Origin of the sequence: Burkholderia latens (genome assembly GCF_001718795.1) — a bacterium.
Classification (GTDB): Bacteria; Pseudomonadota; Gammaproteobacteria; order Burkholderiales; family Burkholderiaceae; genus Burkholderia; species Burkholderia latens_A.
On the sequence record NZ_CP013435.1, the window covers coordinates 2,124,162 to 2,143,357 of the forward strand.

A 19,196-nucleotide genomic window follows, 5' to 3' on the forward strand; every position below is an offset into this window, starting at 1 on the left:
GGCCGGCGGTTTGGAAGGATCGCTCGACCCCGCACGGCGCGCCCCTTGTTAAGATCGGCCGATCTGAAACCGTCACGGAGACACACGATGAGCGAACTCGCCGCCCGCTTCGACCAGGCTCAGGTCGACGTCAAGCAACTGACCGAGCGACCGGGCAACCTGACCCTGCTGCGCCTGTACGCGCTCTTCAAGCAGGCGACCGACGGCGACGCGCACGGCGACAAGCCGGGCTTCACCGACATCGTCGGCAAGTACAAGTACGACGCGTGGGAAGCGCTGAAGGGGACGCCGCCGGATGCAGCCAAACAGCAGTACATCGAGCTCGTCGAATCGTTGAAGAACGGCACGGCGTCCTGATCGCCCGCCGCTCGCCGTAAGATGTAATCAAATCGGTGGCGCAGCGCAGCAAATTTCTCTATAATACTGGCTGCGTCATCTCCGCGCTCGGCTCGCAAGCCGTTCCGGCCCGACGCCTCGTAGCGTTAAGCTCCAATCCGGTTTAGAACCTGTCCCCTCCTGCTTCGACCCTCGCGGTCGTCAACTAGGCTGGCGGCCCCGCTCCAGAAGCGCGCCGCACCCAAAACAGCTTCTAATGCCTCATCCGCCGAAGGTTCGGCGGATTGCACCCGTTTCCCGATTTGCTCGCTGAATCCGACGACTTGGGTATGCGCGATTGGCGCCGACGTTTCACCCACTGTGTTTCAAGGATTGTTATGACTTCGAGCATCAACACCAGCCCGCTCAACGCGATCGCCGACCAGGCGCTCGGTCTCGACGACGCCGCCGCACCGGCCGCGGTCGAACCGGCGTCGGACGAACCGACTTTCGCGTCGCTCGGGCTGTCGCCGGAGATCGTCTCCGCGCTGGAGGCCGCCGGCTACGCCAAGCCGACGCCGGTTCAGCAGCGCGCGATTCCGGCCGGCATCGCCGGCCGCGACCTGCTGGTATCGAGCCCGACCGGTTCGGGCAAGACCGCCGCATTCATGCTGCCCGCGATCGAGCGTTTCGCGCAGCTGCAAAAGGCGCAGGCGCAGCAGCCGCGCGCGCCGCGTGAACCGAACCAGGGCGATCGTCGCGCGCGCCGCCCGCAACCCGTCGCGCGTCCGGGCCTGCTCGTGCTGACGCCGACCCGCGAACTCGCGATGCAGGTCACCACGGCCGCGTCGACGTACGGCAAGCATCTGAAGCGCCTGCGCACGGTCAGCATTCTCGGCGGCGTCGCATACGGCCAGCAGCTGATGCTGCTCGCGAAGAACCCCGAAATCCTGGTCGCCACGCCGGGCCGTCTGCTCGACCACCTCGAGCGCGGCCGCATCGACCTGTCCGAATTGAAGATGCTCGTGCTCGACGAAGCCGACCGCATGCTCGACATGGGCTTCATCGACGACATCGAGACGATCGTCGCGGCAACGCCCGAGTCGCGCCAGACGATGCTGTTCTCGGCTACGCTCGACGGCAAGATCGGTTCGCTGACGAGCCGCCTGCTGAAGGATCCGGAACGCATCGAGATCACCGCCAAGATCGAATCGCGCGCGAACATCGCGCAGACGGTGCACTATGTCGACGACCGCGACCACAAGGACCGCCTGCTCGATCACCTGCTGCGCGACAACGCGCTCGACCAGGCGATCATCTTCACGGCGACCAAGATCGATGCGGACCAGCTCGCCGGCCGCCTCGCCGACGCCGGCTTCCAGTCGGCCGCGCTGCACGGCGACCTGCCGCAGGGCGCACGCAACCGCACGATCCGTGCGCTGCGCGAGCGCCGCGTGCGCGTGCTGGTCGCGACCGACGTCGCAGCCCGCGGCATCGACATCCCCGGCATCACGCACGTGTTCAATTACGACCTGCCGAAGTTCGCGGAAGACTACGTGCACCGTATCGGCCGTACCGGCCGTGCCGGCCGTTCGGGCACCGCGGTGAGCCTCGTGCACCACGCCGAACAAGGTGCGCTCAAGCGCATCGAGCGCTTCGTGCGTTCGCCGCTGCCGGTCAACGTGATCGAAGGCTTCGAGCCGCGCAAGGCGCCGCCGCGCAACGAGCGCGCAGGCGGCCGCGGCCGTCCGGGCGGCGGTAACGGCGGTCGTCGTTTCGGCGGCAAGCCGGGCGGTGGCTACGGCGGCAACAGCGGCCGCAGCTACGGCAGCGGCAATGGCGGTGGCTGGAGCGGCAAGCCGGGCGGCAGCCGCGACGGCGGCCCGCGTCGCGATGGCCAGCGCAGCAGCGGCCCGCGCCGCAGCAATTCGGCGTCGTAAGTACGCGCGGGCGGCTCGGCCGCCCAGCCCATCCGGCAAACCGGCGCCTCCGCGCCGGTTTTTTTCGCCTCTCGCCAAATTTCACGATGCAAAAAATTTTTTTGCGTCGTAAAAAACCATGCTGCGTGGCACAAGGGTGCGTATTGCGGGATGGGAAAGTGCGTTTCTTATTGTGAAACACACTACATAAGTAATTGATTTTAAATCAATAAAAAATCTCGATATCCCTGAACCACCCCCCTGTTTCGCTCCCTGCGGTTTGCCTAGACTCTTATACAAGACTTCACGAAACGGAAACGCATTGCACCCGCTTCGAGAACGGCATCATCACCGTCCGATTCGACTCACAGGCAACACACCGCATCAAGGAGCTCATCATGTCGCGACAGCAACAGGCACAGGAACTGCAAAAGCAATGGGAAACGGATCCGCGCTGGAAGGGCATCAAGCGCAACTACACGGCTGAGGACGTGGTCCGCCTGCGCGGCTCGATCGCCGTCGAACACACGCTCGCGAAGCGCGGCGCGGAAAAGCTGTGGGCGCTCATCAACGAGGAGCCGTTCGTCAACGCGCTCGGCGCACTGACCGGCAACCAGGCGATGCAGCAAGTGAAGGCCGGGCTGAAGGCAATTTACCTGTCCGGCTGGCAAGTGGCCGGCGACGCGAACGTCGCGGGCGAAATGTACCCCGACCAGTCGCTGTACCCGGCCAACTCGGTGCCGCTCGTCGTCAAGCGCATCAACAACACGCTGACCCGGGCCGACCAGATCCAGTGGTCGGAAGGCAAGAATCCGGGCGATGAAGGCTACGTCGACTTCTTCGCGCCGATCGTCGCCGACGCGGAAGCCGGCTTCGGCGGCGTGCTGAACGCGTTCGAACTGATGAAGGCGATGATCGAGGCCGGCGCATCGGGCGTTCACTTCGAGGACCAGCTCGCGTCGGTGAAGAAGTGCGGCCACATGGGCGGCAAGGTGCTCGTGCCGACGCGCGAAGCGGTCGCGAAGCTGACGGCCGCACGTCTGGCCGCCGACGTGATGGGTACGCCGACCGTGCTGGTCGCGCGCACCGACGCGGAAGCGGCGGACTTGATCACGTCCGACATCGACGACAACGACAAGCCGTTCCTGACCGGCGAGCGCACGGTCGAGGGCTTCTTCCGCACGAAGCCCGGCATCGAGCAGGCGATCTCGCGCGGGCTCGCGTATGCGCCGTACGCCGACCTCGTCTGGTGCGAAACGGGCAAGCCGGATCTCGAGTATGCGAAGAAGTTCGCCGAGGCGATCCACAAGCAGTTCCCCGACAAGATGCTGTCGTACAACTGCTCGCCGTCGTTCAACTGGAAGAAGAACCTCGACGACGCGACCATCGCGAAGTTCCAGAAGGAACTCGGCGCGATGGGCTACAAATTCCAGTTCATCACGCTGGCCGGCTTCCATGCGCTGAACTACTCGATGTTCAACCTCGCGCACGGTTATGCCCGCACGCAGATGAGCGCGTTCGTCGAACTGCAGCAGGCCGAGTTTGCGGCGGCCGACAAGGGCTTCACGGCCGTCAAGCACCAGCGCGAAGTCGGCACCGGCTACTTCGACGCGGTGACGCAGACGGTCGAGCGCGAAGCGTCGACGACCGCGCTGCACGGTTCGACCGAAGACGAGCAGTTCTTCGACGGCAAGAAGGTCGCGTAACGCGTGCAAGCGCGACGCCGCTGCGCGCGCGTCACCGGGGCGCGCGGCATCGGCAGCACCGGACAACAATCAGGGAGGAGACGGCAGGCGCGCGGCGAACGGCGCGCGACCGGCCGCGCGCGGCTGCGGCCGCCTGCAACGATGCGCGCCGGCTTCGTCCGGCGCGCCCTTTTTTCAGCGGCACAGCCGTGCCGCCGCCCGGGCGGCACCGGACGCCGCCACGACTACCGATAGACGATCACCGGAATTTTCGTATGGGTCAGCACGCGCTGCGTTTCGCTGCCGATCAGCAGGCTGCCGAGCCCGCGGCGTCCGTGGGACGCCATGAAGATCACGTCGCAGCCACCGCGCTCGGCCGCCTCGATGATGCCGAGGTACGGCGACGGATGCACGCTCGTCCAGCTGTCGCAGACGACGCCGGCGGCCGTCGCGGCCGCCTGTACGTCGTCGAGGTGCGCACGCGCCTCGCGTTCGCTGCGCGCGCGGAAATCGGCGGGCGGCTCGATGATCACTTCGGAAAACGGCGAATACGGATACTGCGGCAGGCACGCATAGGCTGTGACCCGCGCGCCGACCGCGCGCGCGAGATCGATCGCGCCGTCGATCGCCTTCTGCGACAGTTCGGAACCGTCGGTTGGAACGAGGATGTGCCTGAACATCGCGCCCTCCTTCGTCAGTCGCACCGCGCGCGCCGCGAACCCATCGGGCCGGCCCCGGCGCGTCGCGCATGCCTGTTTCGATTGTAGTGCGCGAAACACGCCGGCCGGCGCCGGCAGCGGGTTCGTCCTCATATCGGAAACACGCGGGCGAGCGCCGCTTACTCGCCCCAGTATCCGGGCCGCTCGTACGTGTGTTTCAGGTAATCGAGAAACAGCCGCACGCGCAGCGGCAAGTGGCGGCGCTGCGGAAACACCGCGTGGATGCCGATCGGCGGCGCGGCGAATGCGTCGAGCACGCTGACGAGGCGGCCGGCCGCGATGTCCTCGCCGACCTCCCACCAGGATCGCCACGCCAGGCCATAACCGGCGAGACACCACTCGTGGAGCACCGCGCCGTCCGAACACTCCATCGTGCCGTTCACGCGGATCGACACGACCTTGCCGTCCTCCTGGAACGACCAGCCGCGCTGCTGGTTCGCGTTCGCGGCGAGCGCGAGGCAGTTGTGGCGCGCGAGCTCCGCGAGCGTGACCGGCGTGCCGCGCCGCGCGAGATACGCGGGCGAGCCGACGCACACGCGCCGGTTCTCGCCGAGTTTCAGCGACACCAGCGACGAATCGGGCAGCTCGCCGAGCCGCACCGCGCAATCGAACCCTTCGTTGACGAGGTCGACCATCCGGTCCGACAGATCGAGCGTCACCGACACGTCCGGATGCGCACCGCTGAATTCGGGGACGAGCGGCGCGACGTGGCGCCGCCCGAAGCCGGCCGGCGCGGAAATGCGCAGGTGACCGCTCGCCTTCACGCCGCCGGCCGACACGCTCGCCTCCGCGTTCTGCATGTCGTTGATGATCCTCTGGCAATCCTCGAGGAACGCCGAGCCTTCGAACGTCAACGTGAGCTTGCGCGTGGTACGCACCAGCAGCTTGACGCCGAGCCGCTCCTCCAGCGCATCGAGGCGGCGGCCGATGATCGCCGGCGCGACGCCTTCCGCATGCGCGGCCGCCGACAGGCTGCCCTTCGCCGCGACCGCGGCGAACGTTTCGATCTGTTTGAACCGGTCCATGAATCGACAGGACGGCGTGCCCGCCCCGCATATTGACTAAAGCCGCTCAAGATTAGGTATATGAAAGTAAAAGATCAAGTGATGATTAGCGTCTTTTTTAGCACCTGTGATCACTAATAGAATCGACTTGACCTCTGAAACTGGAGCGCAAGGCTATGTCGGCCACAACGACACTCTCCTCTCCCGACGCAATCCTCTTCGACGCATTCGGCACGTTGTTCGACGTGCATGCGGTCGTGGCCGCGGCGGAGCAGATGTTTCCCGGTCACGGGGAGCGGTTGTCGCAGCTGTGGCGACGCAAGCAAATCGAATACTCGCAGTTGCGCACGCTCGCCGATCCGTCCGGCGCCCGTTATCGCCCGTTTCGCGACATCACGCTCGATGCGCTGCGCTTCGCCGCGCGCCGGCTCGGGCTTACGCTGAACAGCGCAGCCGAGAAGCGGCTGATGGACGAATATGCGTGCCTGTCCACCTATCCCGACACGGTGCCCGCGCTGCGCACGCTGCGCGCGCTCGACCCGCGGCCGCCGCTCGCGATCCTGTCGAACGGCAATCCGGACATGCTCGACATCGCGATCAAGAGCGCCGGCATGATCGGCCTGTTCGACCGCGTGCTGTCGGCCGACGCGGTGCGCGCGTACAAGCCGAGCCCGGTCGCGTACGCGCTCGGCACCGCCGCCTTCGGCCCGAACCCGCGCAGGATCGTGTTCGTGTCGTCGAACGCGTGGGACGTCGCTGGGGCCGCGTGGTTCGGCTACACGACGTTCTGGCTCAACCGCACGGGTGCGCCCGCCGAAGAACTCGGCGTGCCGCCCGACGGCACCGGCAGCGGCATGGCCGATCTGCTCGCATTCCTCGCCACCCCGGCTCCGTCCGGCAAACCCGCAAACCGCACGCGCCCCGGCCCGGGCGCATGACGACCGCGGCGCTGCCGCCTTACCCCTTCACCGAAACCGCAACTGACCGACCAAGGAGATGAGACTCATGAGCACCCCGATCACGCTGCCGCAAGGCATGGCGATCACCGGCGAAATCAAGCCGGGTTATGAAGCGATCCTGACGCCCGACGCGCTTGCGCTCGTCGCGGCGCTGCACCGCGCGTTCGAACCGCGCCGCCAGGCGCTGCTGCAGGCGCGCGTCGAACGCACCCGCCGCCTCGACGCCGGCGAACGTCCGGACTTCCTCGCCGAAACGAAAGCGATCCGCGAAGGCGACTGGAAGGTCGCACCGCTGCCCGCCGACCTGCAGTGCCGCCGCGTCGAGATTACCGGTCCCGTCGAGCGCAAGATGATCATCAACGCGCTGAACTCGGGCGCCGATTCGTACATGACGGACTTCGAGGATTCGAACGCGCCGAACTGGACGAACCAGATCGACGGCCAGATCAACCTGAAGGACGCAGTGCGCCGCACGATCTCGCTCGAACAGAACGGCAAGTCGTACAAGCTGAACGACAAGGTCGCGACGCTGATCGTGCGTCCGCGCGGCTGGCACCTCGACGAGAAGCACGTGACGGTCGACGGCCAGCGCGTGTCCGGCGGCATCTTCGATTTCGCGCTGTTTCTGTTCCACAATGCGAAGGAATTGATCGCACGCGGCTCGGGCCCGTACTTCTACCTGCCGAAGATGGAAAGCCACCTCGAGGCGCGTCTGTGGAACGACATCTTCGTCGCGGCGCAGGAGGCGGTCGGCGTGCCGCGCGGCACGATTCGCGCGACGGTTCTGATCGAGACGATCCTCGCCGCGTTCGAGATGGACGAAATTCTGTACGAACTGCGCGAACACAGCTCGGGCCTGAACGCCGGCCGCTGGGACTACATCTTCTCGGCAATCAAGAAATTCAAGAACGACCGCGACTTCTGCCTGGCCGACCGTTCGAAGATCACGATGACGGTGCCGTTCATGCGTGCGTATGCGCTGCTGCTGCTGAAGACCTGCCACAAACGCAACGCGCCGGCGATCGGCGGGATGAGCGCGCTGATTCCGATCAAGAACGATCCGGAAGCGAACGAGAAAGCGATGGGCGGCGTGCGCTCGGACAAGCAGCGCGACGCGACCGACGGCTACGACGGCGGCTGGGTCGCGCACCCGGGCCTCGTGCCGATCGCGATGGAGGAATTCGTCAAGGTGCTCGGCGACAAGCCAAACCAGATCTCGAAGCAGCGCGACGACGTGCAGATCGAAGCCGCTAACCTGCTCGACTTCCAGCCTGAAGCACCGATCACCGAAGCGGGCCTGCGCAACAACATCAACGTCGGCATTCACTACCTCGGCGCATGGCTCGACGGCAACGGTTGCGTGCCGATCCACAATCTGATGGAAGACGCAGCGACCGCCGAGATCTCCCGCTCGCAGGTGTGGCAGTGGATCCGCTCGCCGAAGGGCGTGCTCGACGACGGCCGCAAGGTCACCGCCGAACTCGTGCGCGAATTCGCGAAGGCGGAGCTCGACAACGTGAAGCGCTCGGTCGGCGGCAACACGCAGCCGTACGAGCGTGCCGCGGCGATTTTCGAGCAGATGTCGACGTCGGAAGGCTTTACCGAATTCCTGACGCTGCCGCTGTACGAGGAAATCTGAGCGCGAGGGCAGTCTTCCCCGAACGGGCCGTCGCAGCCTTGCTCGCCGCAGGTCGCGCGGCCCGGTCCCGGCGACATGAAAAAAAGCGCCCGGCGGGCGCTTTTTCTTCGTCGGCGTGGACGGCCGCCGAATCGCTCAGGCGGCTTCCCGCTCGCGCCGATGCTGCACCCAATCGCCCGATTCGATCCGTGGACGGTCGGCCGCCGCATGCGCGGCGACCGGATAATAAACGCACGCATACGAGCGCCCGCCGAGTTCGACGGTAACCGGCTCTTGCCGGAACAACGTGTCGACGCCAGGATAGATGCGCTCGATCTCGTCGAGCACGGGCACCAGTTGCTCGTCGATTTCGTAGACGTCGCCCCATACGAGCGACTGGCTGTCCGACCCGGCGATCATCCCCGGGTACGTACCGAAATCGTATAGTTCGCCGGGCAGCGCTGCCGCACCCAGCAACGTCGGCGCGGCGATTCCGTGCCGTGCGGCCGCACGGGCGATGTCGTTCGCTTCTCCTGCCCTCAACGTGCCGTAGACGAATACGTAACGCATCTTGGTTCTCCTCTTCGATTCAGCCGATGCCAAGCCAGGGCCGTCGCGGCCGGAGCACCGCTCGCGCGACACCGCGCCCACCTTGGCGGATCGAAATCGCGGCCCGATGGTTCATTGCGTCCGCACAAGCCGCGCAGTCTGAATACGGCTCGCACGAGCCGGCATACGCGCGGCCCCATATAAAGTTCATTTGAACGGTGCATTATCGGCCGAAAAACCGCCGCATGCGCGTGCGCGGCGCCTTCTAAAATGACGGCATCGCCGCCCGCGCCGACCGAATCGCCCATGAATCCGCCTGACCAAGCCGACGCATCGAACCCTTACGACGTCATCGACATCCCGCCCGAGTTCGCGCCGACCCGCGTCCATCCGATGCGTGTGCGGGCGCGGCAGGTCGATGCCGGGCGCCGGATTCCGCTGCACACGCACGCGTGGGCGCAACTCGCGTATGCGTCGCGCGGCGTGCTGCGCGTCGCCACGACCGGAACGACGTGGATGGTGCCGCCGTCCCGCGCGATCTGGGTGCCGCCGCACGTGACGCACGAGGTGGTGATCGTCGAGGACGCGTATTTGCGCACGCTGTACATCGACGAATCGATCGTGCCGGACGGACTCGATGCGTGCCGCGTGGTGGAGGTGACGGGGTTGCTGCGCGAGCTGATCATCGCGCTCGACGCGCGTGAACTGAGTGATGCGCGCGAGCGGCTGCTATGCGGGCTTGTGCTCGACGAACTGAGTCACGCCGAGCCGCTGCCGCTTGCGGTACCGATGCCTGACGAGAAACGGCTGCGCATGCTGTGCGAGTCGGTGCTCGCGCAGCCGGCGCACGCGGAATCGCTCGAACACTGGGCGAGCGAAGTCGGTGCGAGCACGCGGACGATATCGAGGCTGTTCAGGCAGGAACTGGGCGTGAGTTTCTCGCAATGGCGGCAGCAGGCGCTGCTCGCGCGTGCGATCCCGCTGTTGAACCAGGGTCGTCCGCTGTCGCATATCGCCCGCGAGTTGGGCTACCAGAGCCAGAGCGCGTTTTCGGCGATGTTCCGGCGCGCATTCGGCGAAAGCCCGCGCGCGTTCATGCTGCGCGGCTACGAACCCCGCAGCGCGGGAAGCCGCGCCGCGGGCGACGAAACGGCCGGCGACGACGCGACCGGCGTCACCCGCTGACCACCGCGGCGGCGGACGCGGCGTTGTCCCGCCCGGCGCTCAGACCGGACGCACCATGTGACGAATCGATCCGAGCTGCGCGAGCCTCGGCCCCGTGACACGATAGCCCATCCGCTCGTAAAGCTTCGCGGCCGGATTGTCGACGAATACGCGCAATTGCAGTTCGTGCAGCCCGCGGGCACGCGCCCAGCGGTGCGACATGTCGAGCATGTACGTGCCGGCGCCCTGCCCGCGATGGCCGGCGGCGATCTGCACGTCGCGGATGTGCAGCGAATCGCCCTCTTCTGTCACGCGCAGCACGCCGATGCGCTCGCCGTCCGCTTCCAGGATGAAGTTCTCGGATTCGCGCCAGCTCGCATAGAAGAGGTCGCTGCGCCAGACAAGCCCGTGTCGCTTGTAATAGCCGCCCATGTTGCCGTGGGTCAGCGCCTCGGCAAACGGAAAATCGCCGGGCTCCGCGGGCCGGAGCTGATACAGGAGTCGCAGGTCGGTCGGATCGAGCATCGCGCAAGGGTCGAGAACGCATCCCGCCACGATAGCGCAGTCGCGAGCGGATGCAATCACGAATTTCTCGTAGCGGCGTACGGGCCAGCGACGCAGTTGAGAAGCCGACGGCGTGCGCCTCCGACGATACAAATGAAAAAGCCCGCACGAGGCGGGCTTCTTCATTTTTGGCGGAGCGGACGGGACTCGAACCCGCGACCCCCGGCGTGACAGGCCGGTATTCTAACCGACTGAACTACCGCTCCAGTCTTGCTTCTTGCCTGGCAGGCGTCGGTTACTTCCTGCCGGCGCATCGTTTGTTCGAACGACGCCGAAATCTGGCGTCCCCTAGGGGATTCGAACCCCTGTACTCACCGTGAAAGGGTGATGTCCTAGGCCTCTAGACGAAGGGGACAACGTACTGCTTACATCTTTAACGCAAAAGCCCGTTCAAAACGTTCATTTGAACGGGCTTCGTTCTGGCGGAGCGGACGGGGCTCGAACCCGCGACCCCCGGCGTGACAGGCCGGTATTCTAACCAACTGAACTACCGCTCCAGCTTTTCTTACCCCACCTGCAGACCACGTTCACGATCTGCAAGCGTTGCGACACTTCTACGAAACGCCGCTGAATCTGGCGTCCCCTAGGGGATTCGAACCCCTGTACTCACCGTGAAAGGGTGATGTCCTAGGCCTCTAGACGAAGGGGACAACGTACTGCTTACATCTTTAATACAAAAGCCCGCTCAAAAACGTCTTGAACGGGCTTCGTTCTGGCGGAGCGGACGGGACTCGAACCCGCGACCCCCGGCGTGACAGGCCGGTATTCTAACCGACTGAACTACCGCTCCAACTTTCTGCACCGTTACCTGCAGGACGTCGGTTACGTTCCTGCAAGCCTCGCGACACTTCCATGAAACGCCGCTGAATCTGGCGTCCCCTAGGGGATTCGAACCCCTGTACTCACCGTGAAAGGGTGATGTCCTAGGCCTCTAGACGAAGGGGACATGATCTTTTCAGACCTGTCTGACTTTCGCTATTCACTCATCGTCAACAGCGAAGGCCGAAATTTTAACTGCTTTAAATCATTTTGTGAAGCATTTATTACCACTAGCACTGCTTCACAAATCAATCATTTTGTTCTGATGGTGGAGGTAAGCGGGATCGAACCGCTGACCTCTTGCATGCCATGCAAGCGCTCTCCCAGCTGAGCTATACCCCCTTGCAGAACAGAAATGAGATTATATGGACCGAATTTGAACTTGTAAATACCCTTTTTGCGATTCGAGCGAAATTTTTTGCGAAGCCGCCGCGACGTCACGCGCAACCGGCTTCGCGCTACCGCGACCTCAAGCCAGCGCGGCCTCGATACGCGATACCACGACATCGCGACCGAACAGCACGAGCACCGCGTCGATCGACGGCGTATGTGTGGTGCCCGCCACGAGCAGGCGCACCGGCATCGCGAGTTGCGGCATCTTCAGCTTGTGCGTCGCGAGCGTCGCCTTCAGCGCCGCGGATACCGCCTCCTTCGTCCAGTCGGCCGCCTTGAGCGCGCCGGCGAGATCGGCGAGCGCGGGGCGCACCGCGTCGGTCACGTGCTGCGCGAGCGCATCGGGCTCCGGCGCCGGCACACGGTAGAACATCGCGGCGCCTTCCGCGATTTCCTTGACCGTCGTCGCGCGGTCCTTCATCAGACCGACCACCGCATCGAGCGCCGGGCCCGTTGCGATCGCCGCGTCATCGATGCCGAGCGCATCGAGGAACGGTTTCGCCAGGCCGGCGAGGCGCGCATTGTCGGCTTCCTTGATGTAGTGCGCGTTCAGCCAGCTCAGCTTGCTGTGGTCGTACTGCGCAGGCGACTTGCCGAGATGCTCGAGGTCGAACCATTCGACGAACTGCTCGCGCGAGAAAATTTCCGCGTCGCCGTGCGACCAGCCGAGACGCGCGAGATAGTTGACGACAGCCTCCGGCAGGAAGCCTGCGTCGCGATAGGCCATCACGCTCATCGCGCCGTGCCGCTTGCTCATCTTCTCGCCCTGCTCGTTCAGCACGGTCGGCAGGTGCGCATAGACGGGCGGTTCGCCGCCGAGCGCGCGCAGGATGTTGATCTGCCGAGGCGTGTTGTTGACGTGGTCGTCGCCGCGGATCACGTGCGTGATGTTCATGTCCATGTCGTCCACGACCACGCAGAAGTTGTAGATCGGCGTGCCGTCCGGACGCGCGATCACGAGGTCGTCGAGTTCCTCGTTCGAGATCTCGACACGGCCCTTCACCGCGTCGTCCCACACGACCGTGCCGGTCAGCGGGTTGCGGAAACGCAGCACCGGCTTCACGCCGGCCGGCGGTTCGGGCAACACCTTGCCCGGCTCCGGACGCCACGTGCCGTCGTAGCGCGGCTTCAGGCCGGCCGCGCGCTGGCGTTCGCGCAGCGCGTCGAGTTCCTCGGCCGACATGTAGCACGGGTAAGCGAGACCTTGGTCGACCATCTGCGCGAGCACTTCGCGGTAGCGATCCATCCGCTGCATCTGGTAGATCGGGCCTTCGTCGAAATCCAGCCCGAGCCATTGCATCCCTTCGAGGATCGCGTCGACCGCTTCCTGCGACGAGCGCTCGACGTCGGTGTCCTCGATACGCAGCACGAACGTGCCCTTCATCTTGCGGGCGAACGCCCACGGATAGAGCGCAGAGCGGATGTTGCCGAGATGGATGAAGCCGGTGGGACTCGGCGCGAAGCGGGTACGGACAGGACGGGTCATAAACGGTAACTCGAACGCCTGGGGCGCATGAATGATTCGACGCGGGATCGACGGCGGCAGCCCGGACTGCAACGGGGCCGGCCGCGCCCGGAACGGGAAAGAAGCCGGAATTATACTCGCGCCCGCCTTCGCGCCAAGCGCACCGCTTGCTTTATGATGTGCGCGCCGCGGCTGCCAGCAGGCGCCGCGCCGGCCGCACGGATACCGCCGCGCGGCCGCTCGGAAACTATCGCCGCCGCGGGCTCCCCCGCTCGCCGCCAAGCCGCCGGAGAACCATTCGATGTCGTCCCCTCGCCTGTCGCGCCGCCACTTCACGATCGCATGCGCGTCCGCCAGCCTCGCCGCCTGCACGTCGTTCGGCGACAAGTCCCGTCCCGGCAACGCCGTGAATTCCGCGCAATCGCACGAGAAGCCCGTGAAGATCGGCATCGCACTCGGCGGAGGCGCCGCGCGCGGCTTCTCGCACATCGGCGTGTTGAAAGCGCTCGAAGCACGCGGCATCCCGGTCGAGATCGTCGCGGGTACCAGCGCGGGCTCGGTAGTCGGCGCGCTGTACGCATCGGGAATGACCGGCCTGCAGATCAACAAGATCGCGCTCGACATGGACCAGGCGGCGATCAGCGACTGGGCGCTGCCGTTCCGCTCGCGCGGGCTGCTGCAGGGCGTCGCGCTGCAGAACTTCCTCAACAAGACGCTCAACAACCGGCCGATCGAGAAGATGGCCAAGCCGCTCGGCATCGTCGCGACCGACCTGCAGAACGGCCAGCCGATCCTGTTTCAGCAGGGCAATACGGGGCTCGCGGTGCGCGCGTCGTGTAGCGTACCGTCGGTGTTCGAGCCCGTGAAGATCGGCAGTCGCGAATATGTCGACGGCGGCCTCGTGAGCCCGGTGCCGGCTTCGTTCGCGCGCAGGATGGGCGCGAGCTTCGTGATCGCGGTCGACATCTCGTCGCGGCCGGACGGCGCGGCGACCAACAACCCGATCGATATGCTGCTGCAAACCTTCACGATCATGGGCCAGACGATCAAGACCTACGAGCTCGACAAATACGCGGACGTCGTGGTCCGCCCGAACCTCGCGGCGATGGGCGGCAGCGATTTCAATCAGCGCAACGCGGCGATACTCGCGGGCGAGGAAGCCGTCGCGCGGATCATGCCGGAACTGCAACGCAAGCTCGCGGCAGCCCGCGGCGTTGCGGCCGCGTAAGGTACACGCATCGCGGCGGGCGGTGCGCGACCGTGCACGCCGCCGGCGGCGCACCCTTTTCCCGTGCCCTGAAAACAAAAAACCCTGCCGCCTTCCGGTGACAGGGTTTCGTCGCTCCGGCGCAGCGCCGGCGAATGTGTCAGTTGCTGCCGTTCGACGAGTCGTCGCCGATCGTCGCGCGCACGCGCTGGCGGAGGTCGTCGGCCTTCATCGGAAACTCCGACTCGAGCCGGCGTGCGCCGGTGAACCGCTTTTCCCAGTAGCCGCTGTCGAGATCGTCGACGCGGATCGTGCTGCCCGTCGACGGCGAATGCACGAACTTGTTGTCGCCGATATAGATGCCGACGTGTGAGAACGTGCGGCGCATCGTGTTGAAGAACACGAGATCGCCCGGTTTCAGGTTGCTCATGCTGACCTTCTCGCCGACGCGGCTCATCTCTTCGGCGCGGCGCGGCAGCGACATGCCGAGCGTGTCCTGGAACACGTAGCGGACGAAGCCGCTGCAGTCGAGGCCCGAATCCGGCGAGTTGCCGCCCCAGCGATAGCGCACCCCGATCATGTTGAGCGCACCGACGACGACGTCGCCGGCTTTCCCCGCCATGCCGGCGAGGAACGACTTCGCACCGCCCGACGGCTGCGCGGTGGTCTGCTGAGTGGCGGAAGTCGACCCGATTTGAGTCGAATTCGTGACATTTTGGTTGAAACTGCTGACTTCATCGGCGAACGCGCCGGGAGCTGCTGCGAACAGGGCGCCGATGAACAGCCCGGCGACGGTGCGCGCGCATGCCTGGGTCAGGGATCGATGCTGCATTGGTCGATGGAATTTGCTTAAAAATCAGCTGATTGGCGGAAAATTTCGGTCGATACTAGCCAGCGCGTAATCGTTTGTCAAAACAAATTAAAAAATACAATCGAGATGGTCAGACCATTGGACGCCTATCACGCTTTCCAGACCGCTTTCAACAGCTTTTGTGTGTAAGGATGTGACGGCCTCGTGAAGATGTCGGCGACCTCGCCGGACTCCACGATCGCCCCGCCCTGCATCACCGCGACGCGGTGGGCCATCGCGCCGATCACCTCGAGGTCGTGGCTGATGAATACATAGCCGAGGTTGTATTTCTGTTGCAAATTCGCGAGCAGCTTCAGCACCTGCTGCTGGATCGACACGTCGAGCGCCGACGTCGGTTCGTCGAGAATCAGGATGCGCGGCTCGAGCACGAGCGCGCGCGCGATTGCGATCCGCTGGCGCTGGCCGCCGGAGAATTCGTGCGGATAGCGATGCAGCACCGTCCGGTCGAGGCCGACTTCGCGCAGCACGGCGAGCGACTTCGCGCGGCGCGCATCGGGCGTCAGCTCGGGCCGATGCAGCTCGAGCCCCTCGCCGACGATGCGCTCGATCGTGTGACGCGGCGACAGCGAGCTGAAGGGGTCCTGAAAGACGACCTGCATGTTCGAGCGCAGCGCGGTCTGCTCGCGGCCGCGGTAGCTCGACAGCGCGCGCCCCTGAAACTCGATCTCGCCGTGCGTCGTCTTTTGCAGTCCGAGCAGCGCCATCGCGAGCGTCGACTTCCCGGAGCCGGATTCCCCGACGATACCGAGCGTCTCGCCCTGGCGCACCGATACGGACACGTCCGCGACCGCCGTCACCGGCGCCGTGCCGAACCATCCCGCGAAACCCGGCCGCTTGCGCGCGAACTGCACGCTCACGTGGCGCGCATCGAGCACGACGGGCGCAATCGGCATGACCGGCGCGACCGCGCGCTGCGGCCGGCTGTTCAGGAGCCGCCGCGTATACGGATGCTCCGGCTCCGCGAAGATCCGCTCGACCGGCCCGCTTTCGACCAGCCGACCGCGTTCCATCACCGCGACCCGCTGCGCGAAGTGCCGCACCAGGTTCAGGTCGTGCGTGATCAGCAGAATCGCCATGCCGCGCTTTTCCGCCTCCTCGCGCTGCAGTTCGAGCAGCAGATCGACGATCTGCGCGCGGATCGTCACGTCGAGCGCGGTAGTCGGCTCGTCGGCGAGCAGCAGGCGCGGCCGGCACGCGAGCGCCATCGCGATCATCGCGCGCTGGCGCTGGCCGCCCGACAGCTGGTGCGGATAGCTGTCGACGCGCTTCTCCGGCTCGCCGATACCGGTGCGCGCGAGCAGCGCCACCGCGCGTTTGCGCGCTTCGGCCGCGGACACGCCGTCGTGCAGCACGATCGTCTCGCCGATTTGCGCGCCGATCGTGTAGAGCGGGTTCAGCGCGGTCATCGGCTCCTGGAAAATCATCGCAATGTCCGAGCCGCGCAGCCCGCGCATCTCGCGCTCGCTCTTGCCGGCAAGGTCCTGGCCGGCGAAGCGGATCGTGCCGCTCACGTCGGCGTCGCGCAGCAACCGCAGGATCGAGAGCGCGGTCACGCTCTTGCCCGACCCCGACTCGCCGACGAGCGCGATGCGCTCGCCGCGGCCGATCGCGAGCGTCACGTCGTCGACGGCAACCGTGTCGCCGAAGCGCACGTGCAGATGCTCGAGCGACAGCAGCGGTTCGTCCGTATTCGATACGACCGTATCGCTCATCGCTGCCCTCCCGCCGCGCGCACCGAGTCGGCGATCCGCGTGTCGAGCGCGTTGCGCAGCGCGTCGCCCATGAAGGTCAGCAGCAGCAGCGTCGCGACCAGCACGCCGAACGTCGATAGCGAGATCCACCACGCGTCGAGATTGCCCTTGCCCTGCGCCAGCAGCTCGCCGAGGCTCGGCGTCGGCGGCGGCACGCCGAGCCCGAGAAAGTCGAGGCTCGTGAGCGCGAGGATCGCGCCGCTCATCCGGAACGGCAGGAACGTGATCACGGGAGTCATGCTGTTCGGCAGCACGTGGCGCCAGATGATCTGCCAGTTCGTGAGGCCCATCGCGCGTGCCGCGCGCACGTAGTCCTGCGTGCGGTTGCGCAGGAACTCGGCGCGCACGTAGTCGGCGAGGCCGATCCAGCCGAACAGCGACAGCAGCACGATCAGCAGCAGGAAACTCGGCTCGAAGATCGACGCGAAGATGATCAGCAGATACAACTCCGGCAGCGAGCTCCAGATTTCGATCAACCGCTGCCCGACGATGTCGATGCGTCCGCCGAAGAAGCCTTGCACCGCGCCCGCCGCAATCCCGAGCAGCGTGCCGATGGCCGTAAGGATCAATCCGAACTCGACCGACACACGGAACCCGTACACGAGCCGCGCGAGCAGATCACGCCCTTGCGCGTCGGTGCCGAGCCAGTTCGCGCGCGACGGCGGCGCCGGATTCGGCACGTCCGAGAAGTAGTTCAACGTGTCGTAGTAATAGCGGTTCGGCGGGTAGACGACGAAGTTGCCCGGCGCATCGAGCCGCTTGCGCACGTATGGATCGAGATAGTCGGCCGGCGTCGGGAAGTCGCCGCCGAAAGTCGTCTCCGGGTACGCATGGAACATCGGGAAATAGTAGTGGCCGTCATAGCGCACCACGAGCGGCTTGTCGTTGGACCACAGCGGCGCCGCGAGACTCGCGGCGAACGCGACGACGAAGATCACGAAGCTCCAGTAGCCGAGGCGCTGCTGGCGAAAACGCCGCCACACGCGGCGTGCGGGCGATGGCGACACGCGCGCCCGCGCGGCGTCGATGCGGGACGACACGACGGCCCGGTTCATCGCGCACCTCGTGTGGCGAGCGCGGGTACGCAGGCCGATGCGCGGGCAGGCAGCGTGCGGACGGACGGTTTCATGTCAGCGCTCCAGGTTGTCGAATTGAATGCGCGGGTCGACCCACACGTAGCAGAGGTCGGAGACAAGCTTCGTTGCGAGCCCGATCAGCGTGAACAGGTACAGCGTGCCGAGCACCACCGGATAGTCGCGCCGCACGACCGATTCGTACGACAGCAGCCCCAGGCCGTCGAGCGAGAACAGCGTCTCGATCAGCAGGCTGCCGGTGAAGAACGCGCCGATGAATGCGGCGGGGAACCCGACGATCAGCGGCAGCATCGCGTTGCGGAACACGTGCTTCCACAGCACGGTGCGCTCGGCGAGCCCTTTCGCGCGTGCGGTCAGCACGTATTGCTTGCGGATTTCGTCGAGGAACGCATTCTTCGTGAGCATCGTGACGACCGCGAAGCTGCCGACGACCGATGCGGTGATCGGCAGCGCGATGTGCCACAGGTAGTCGAGCACCTTGCCGCCGAGCGATAGCTGCGCGAAGTTGTCCGACGTGAGCCCGCGCAGCGGGAACAGCTGCCAGAACGAGCCGCCGCCGAACAGCACGAGCAGCAGCACGCCGAGCACGAAGCCCGGAATCGCATAGCCGACCAGTACGACGAGACTCGTCGCGACGTCGAACGGCGAGCCGTTGCGCACGGCCTTCGCGATGCCGAGCGGCACCGAGATCAGGTACGTGACGAAGAACGTCCACAGCCCGATGCTGATCGACACCGGCAGCTTCTGCACGATCAGCGACCACACGCTTTGATGGCGAAAGTAGCTTTCGCCGAGATCGAAGCGCGCGAAGCGCTTCAGCATCAGCCAATAGCGCTCGAGCGGCGGCTTGTCGAAACCATACAGCGCCTTGAGCTGCGCGAGCTGCTGCGCGTCGACGCCCGTATGCGCGCGCATGCCGAACGGTGTCGCGCCCTGCTCCGTCGCGCCCTTGCGCAGCTCCTGCACGGCCTGTTCGACCGGCCCGCCCGGCACGAACTGAATCACGGCGAACGTGAGCGTGAGCACGCCGACGAGCGTCGGGACCATCAGCAGCAGGCGTTTGAGGATGTAGCTCCACATAAGGCGTCGACTCGCGATCG

16 protein-coding genes and 7 tRNA genes are annotated in these 19,196 nt (G+C 65.6%); 7 read left to right on the plus strand and 16 right to left on the minus strand.

The features are described from left to right. The first annotated feature begins 87 nt into the window (after positions 1 to 87). The 3 genes from WK25_RS09870 (at position 88) to aceA (ending at position 3,940) form a co-directional block, all read left to right on the plus strand. Positions 88 to 357, plus strand: a complete 270-nt coding sequence (locus WK25_RS09870) for an acyl-CoA-binding protein (RefSeq protein ID WP_040144508.1) — start codon at positions 88 to 90, stop codon at positions 355 to 357. Between the two features lie 356 nt (positions 358 to 713). Next, positions 714 to 2,255, plus strand: coding sequence for a DEAD/DEAH box helicase (locus tag WK25_RS09875; protein ID WP_040144509.1), 1,542 nt, complete (start codon positions 714 to 716; stop codon positions 2,253 to 2,255). A 377-nt stretch (positions 2,256 to 2,632) separates the two neighbouring features. Then, positions 2,633 to 3,940, plus strand: coding sequence for an isocitrate lyase (gene aceA, locus WK25_RS09880; protein WP_059547756.1), 1,308 nt, complete (start codon positions 2,633 to 2,635; stop codon positions 3,938 to 3,940). 224 nt (positions 3,941 to 4,164) lie between these two features. Here the strand turns inward: aceA and WK25_RS09885 are convergent, their stop codons facing one another. Continuing rightward, positions 4,165 to 4,599: a universal stress protein gene (locus WK25_RS09885; protein WP_040144983.1), complete on the minus strand. Its 435-nt coding sequence runs from the start codon at positions 4,597 to 4,599 to the stop codon at positions 4,165 to 4,167. 158 nt (positions 4,600 to 4,757) lie between these two features. After that, on the minus strand, positions 4,758 to 5,663 hold the full coding sequence (locus tag WK25_RS09890; protein WP_040144511.1) for a LysR family transcriptional regulator: 906 nt from the start codon (positions 5,661 to 5,663) through the stop codon (positions 4,758 to 4,760). A gap of 155 nt (positions 5,664 to 5,818) precedes the next feature. Here WK25_RS09890 and WK25_RS09895 point away from each other — a divergent pair, with 155 nt between their 5' ends. Further along, on the plus strand, positions 5,819 to 6,580 hold the full coding sequence (locus tag WK25_RS09895) for a haloacid dehalogenase type II (protein WP_040144512.1): 762 nt from the start codon (positions 5,819 to 5,821) through the stop codon (positions 6,578 to 6,580). 67 nt (positions 6,581 to 6,647) lie between these two features. Further along, positions 6,648 to 8,240: a malate synthase A gene (gene aceB, locus WK25_RS09900; RefSeq protein ID WP_040144984.1), complete on the plus strand. Its 1,593-nt coding sequence runs from the start codon at positions 6,648 to 6,650 to the stop codon at positions 8,238 to 8,240. Positions 8,241 to 8,375: 135 nt separating this feature from the next. Here the strand turns inward: aceB and WK25_RS09905 are convergent, their stop codons facing one another. Then, the gene (locus WK25_RS09905) at positions 8,376 to 8,789 is read right to left on the minus strand and encodes a gamma-glutamylcyclotransferase family protein (protein WP_040144513.1); all 414 of its coding nucleotides are present in this window, start codon (positions 8,787 to 8,789) and stop codon (positions 8,376 to 8,378) included. A gap of 285 nt (positions 8,790 to 9,074) precedes the next feature. Between WK25_RS09905 and WK25_RS09910 the strand changes: the two genes are divergently transcribed. Further along, positions 9,075 to 9,953: an AraC family transcriptional regulator gene (locus tag WK25_RS09910; RefSeq protein WP_040144985.1), complete on the plus strand. Its 879-nt coding sequence runs from the start codon at positions 9,075 to 9,077 to the stop codon at positions 9,951 to 9,953. A 39-nt stretch (positions 9,954 to 9,992) separates the two neighbouring features. Here WK25_RS09910 and WK25_RS09915 read toward each other — a convergent pair whose 3' ends face one another. The 9 genes from WK25_RS09915 to gltX form a co-directional block, all read right to left on the minus strand. After that, positions 9,993 to 10,457: a GNAT family N-acetyltransferase gene (locus tag WK25_RS09915; protein WP_040144514.1), complete on the minus strand. Its 465-nt coding sequence runs from the start codon at positions 10,455 to 10,457 to the stop codon at positions 9,993 to 9,995. Between the two features lie 168 nt (positions 10,458 to 10,625). Beyond that, a tRNA-Asp gene (locus WK25_RS09920) sits at positions 10,626 to 10,702 on the minus strand. A 73-nt stretch (positions 10,703 to 10,775) separates the two neighbouring features. Continuing rightward, positions 10,776 to 10,851, minus strand: a tRNA-Glu gene (locus WK25_RS09925). Between the two features lie 65 nt (positions 10,852 to 10,916). Beyond that, positions 10,917 to 10,993: transfer RNA gene (locus WK25_RS09930), tRNA-Asp, on the minus strand. A gap of 77 nt (positions 10,994 to 11,070) precedes the next feature. Then, positions 11,071 to 11,146, minus strand: a tRNA-Glu gene (locus WK25_RS09935). 63 nt (positions 11,147 to 11,209) lie between these two features. Next, positions 11,210 to 11,286, minus strand: a tRNA-Asp gene (locus tag WK25_RS09940). Positions 11,287 to 11,366: 80 nt separating this feature from the next. Continuing rightward, positions 11,367 to 11,442, minus strand: a tRNA-Glu gene (locus WK25_RS09945). A gap of 139 nt (positions 11,443 to 11,581) precedes the next feature. Continuing rightward, positions 11,582 to 11,657: transfer RNA gene (locus WK25_RS09950), tRNA-Ala, on the minus strand. A 127-nt stretch (positions 11,658 to 11,784) separates the two neighbouring features. Then, entirely contained in the window at positions 11,785 to 13,194 is a 1,410-nt protein-coding gene (gene gltX / locus WK25_RS09955) for a glutamate--tRNA ligase (protein ID WP_040144515.1), read from the minus strand. A gap of 280 nt (positions 13,195 to 13,474) precedes the next feature. On the opposite strand from gltX, the gene WK25_RS09960 reads away from it, so the two are divergent. Next, positions 13,475 to 14,401 carry a patatin-like phospholipase family protein gene (locus WK25_RS09960; protein ID WP_069241517.1) on the plus strand — a complete coding sequence of 309 codons (927 nt, stop codon included), beginning with the start codon at positions 13,475 to 13,477 and terminating at the stop codon, positions 14,399 to 14,401. A gap of 139 nt (positions 14,402 to 14,540) precedes the next feature. Here WK25_RS09960 and WK25_RS09965 read toward each other — a convergent pair whose 3' ends face one another. From WK25_RS09965 to WK25_RS09980, 4 genes are all read right to left on the minus strand, one after another. Further along, positions 14,541 to 15,212, minus strand: a complete 672-nt coding sequence (locus tag WK25_RS09965) for a C40 family peptidase (protein WP_069241518.1) — start codon at positions 15,210 to 15,212, stop codon at positions 14,541 to 14,543. Between the two features lie 128 nt (positions 15,213 to 15,340). Next, positions 15,341 to 16,963, minus strand: coding sequence for an ABC transporter ATP-binding protein (locus WK25_RS09970; RefSeq protein WP_069241519.1), 1,623 nt, complete (start codon positions 16,961 to 16,963; stop codon positions 15,341 to 15,343). Beyond that, entirely contained in the window at positions 16,960 to 18,057 is a 1,098-nt protein-coding gene (locus tag WK25_RS09975; protein WP_040144519.1) for an ABC transporter permease, read from the minus strand. Before WK25_RS09975 ends, WK25_RS09970 begins: the two co-directional genes overlap by 4 nt. A gap of 75 nt (positions 18,058 to 18,132) precedes the next feature. Further along, positions 18,133 to 19,176: a microcin C ABC transporter permease YejB gene (locus tag WK25_RS09980; RefSeq protein WP_040144520.1), complete on the minus strand. Its 1,044-nt coding sequence runs from the start codon at positions 19,174 to 19,176 to the stop codon at positions 18,133 to 18,135. Between the last annotated feature and the right edge of the window lie 20 nt (positions 19,177 to 19,196).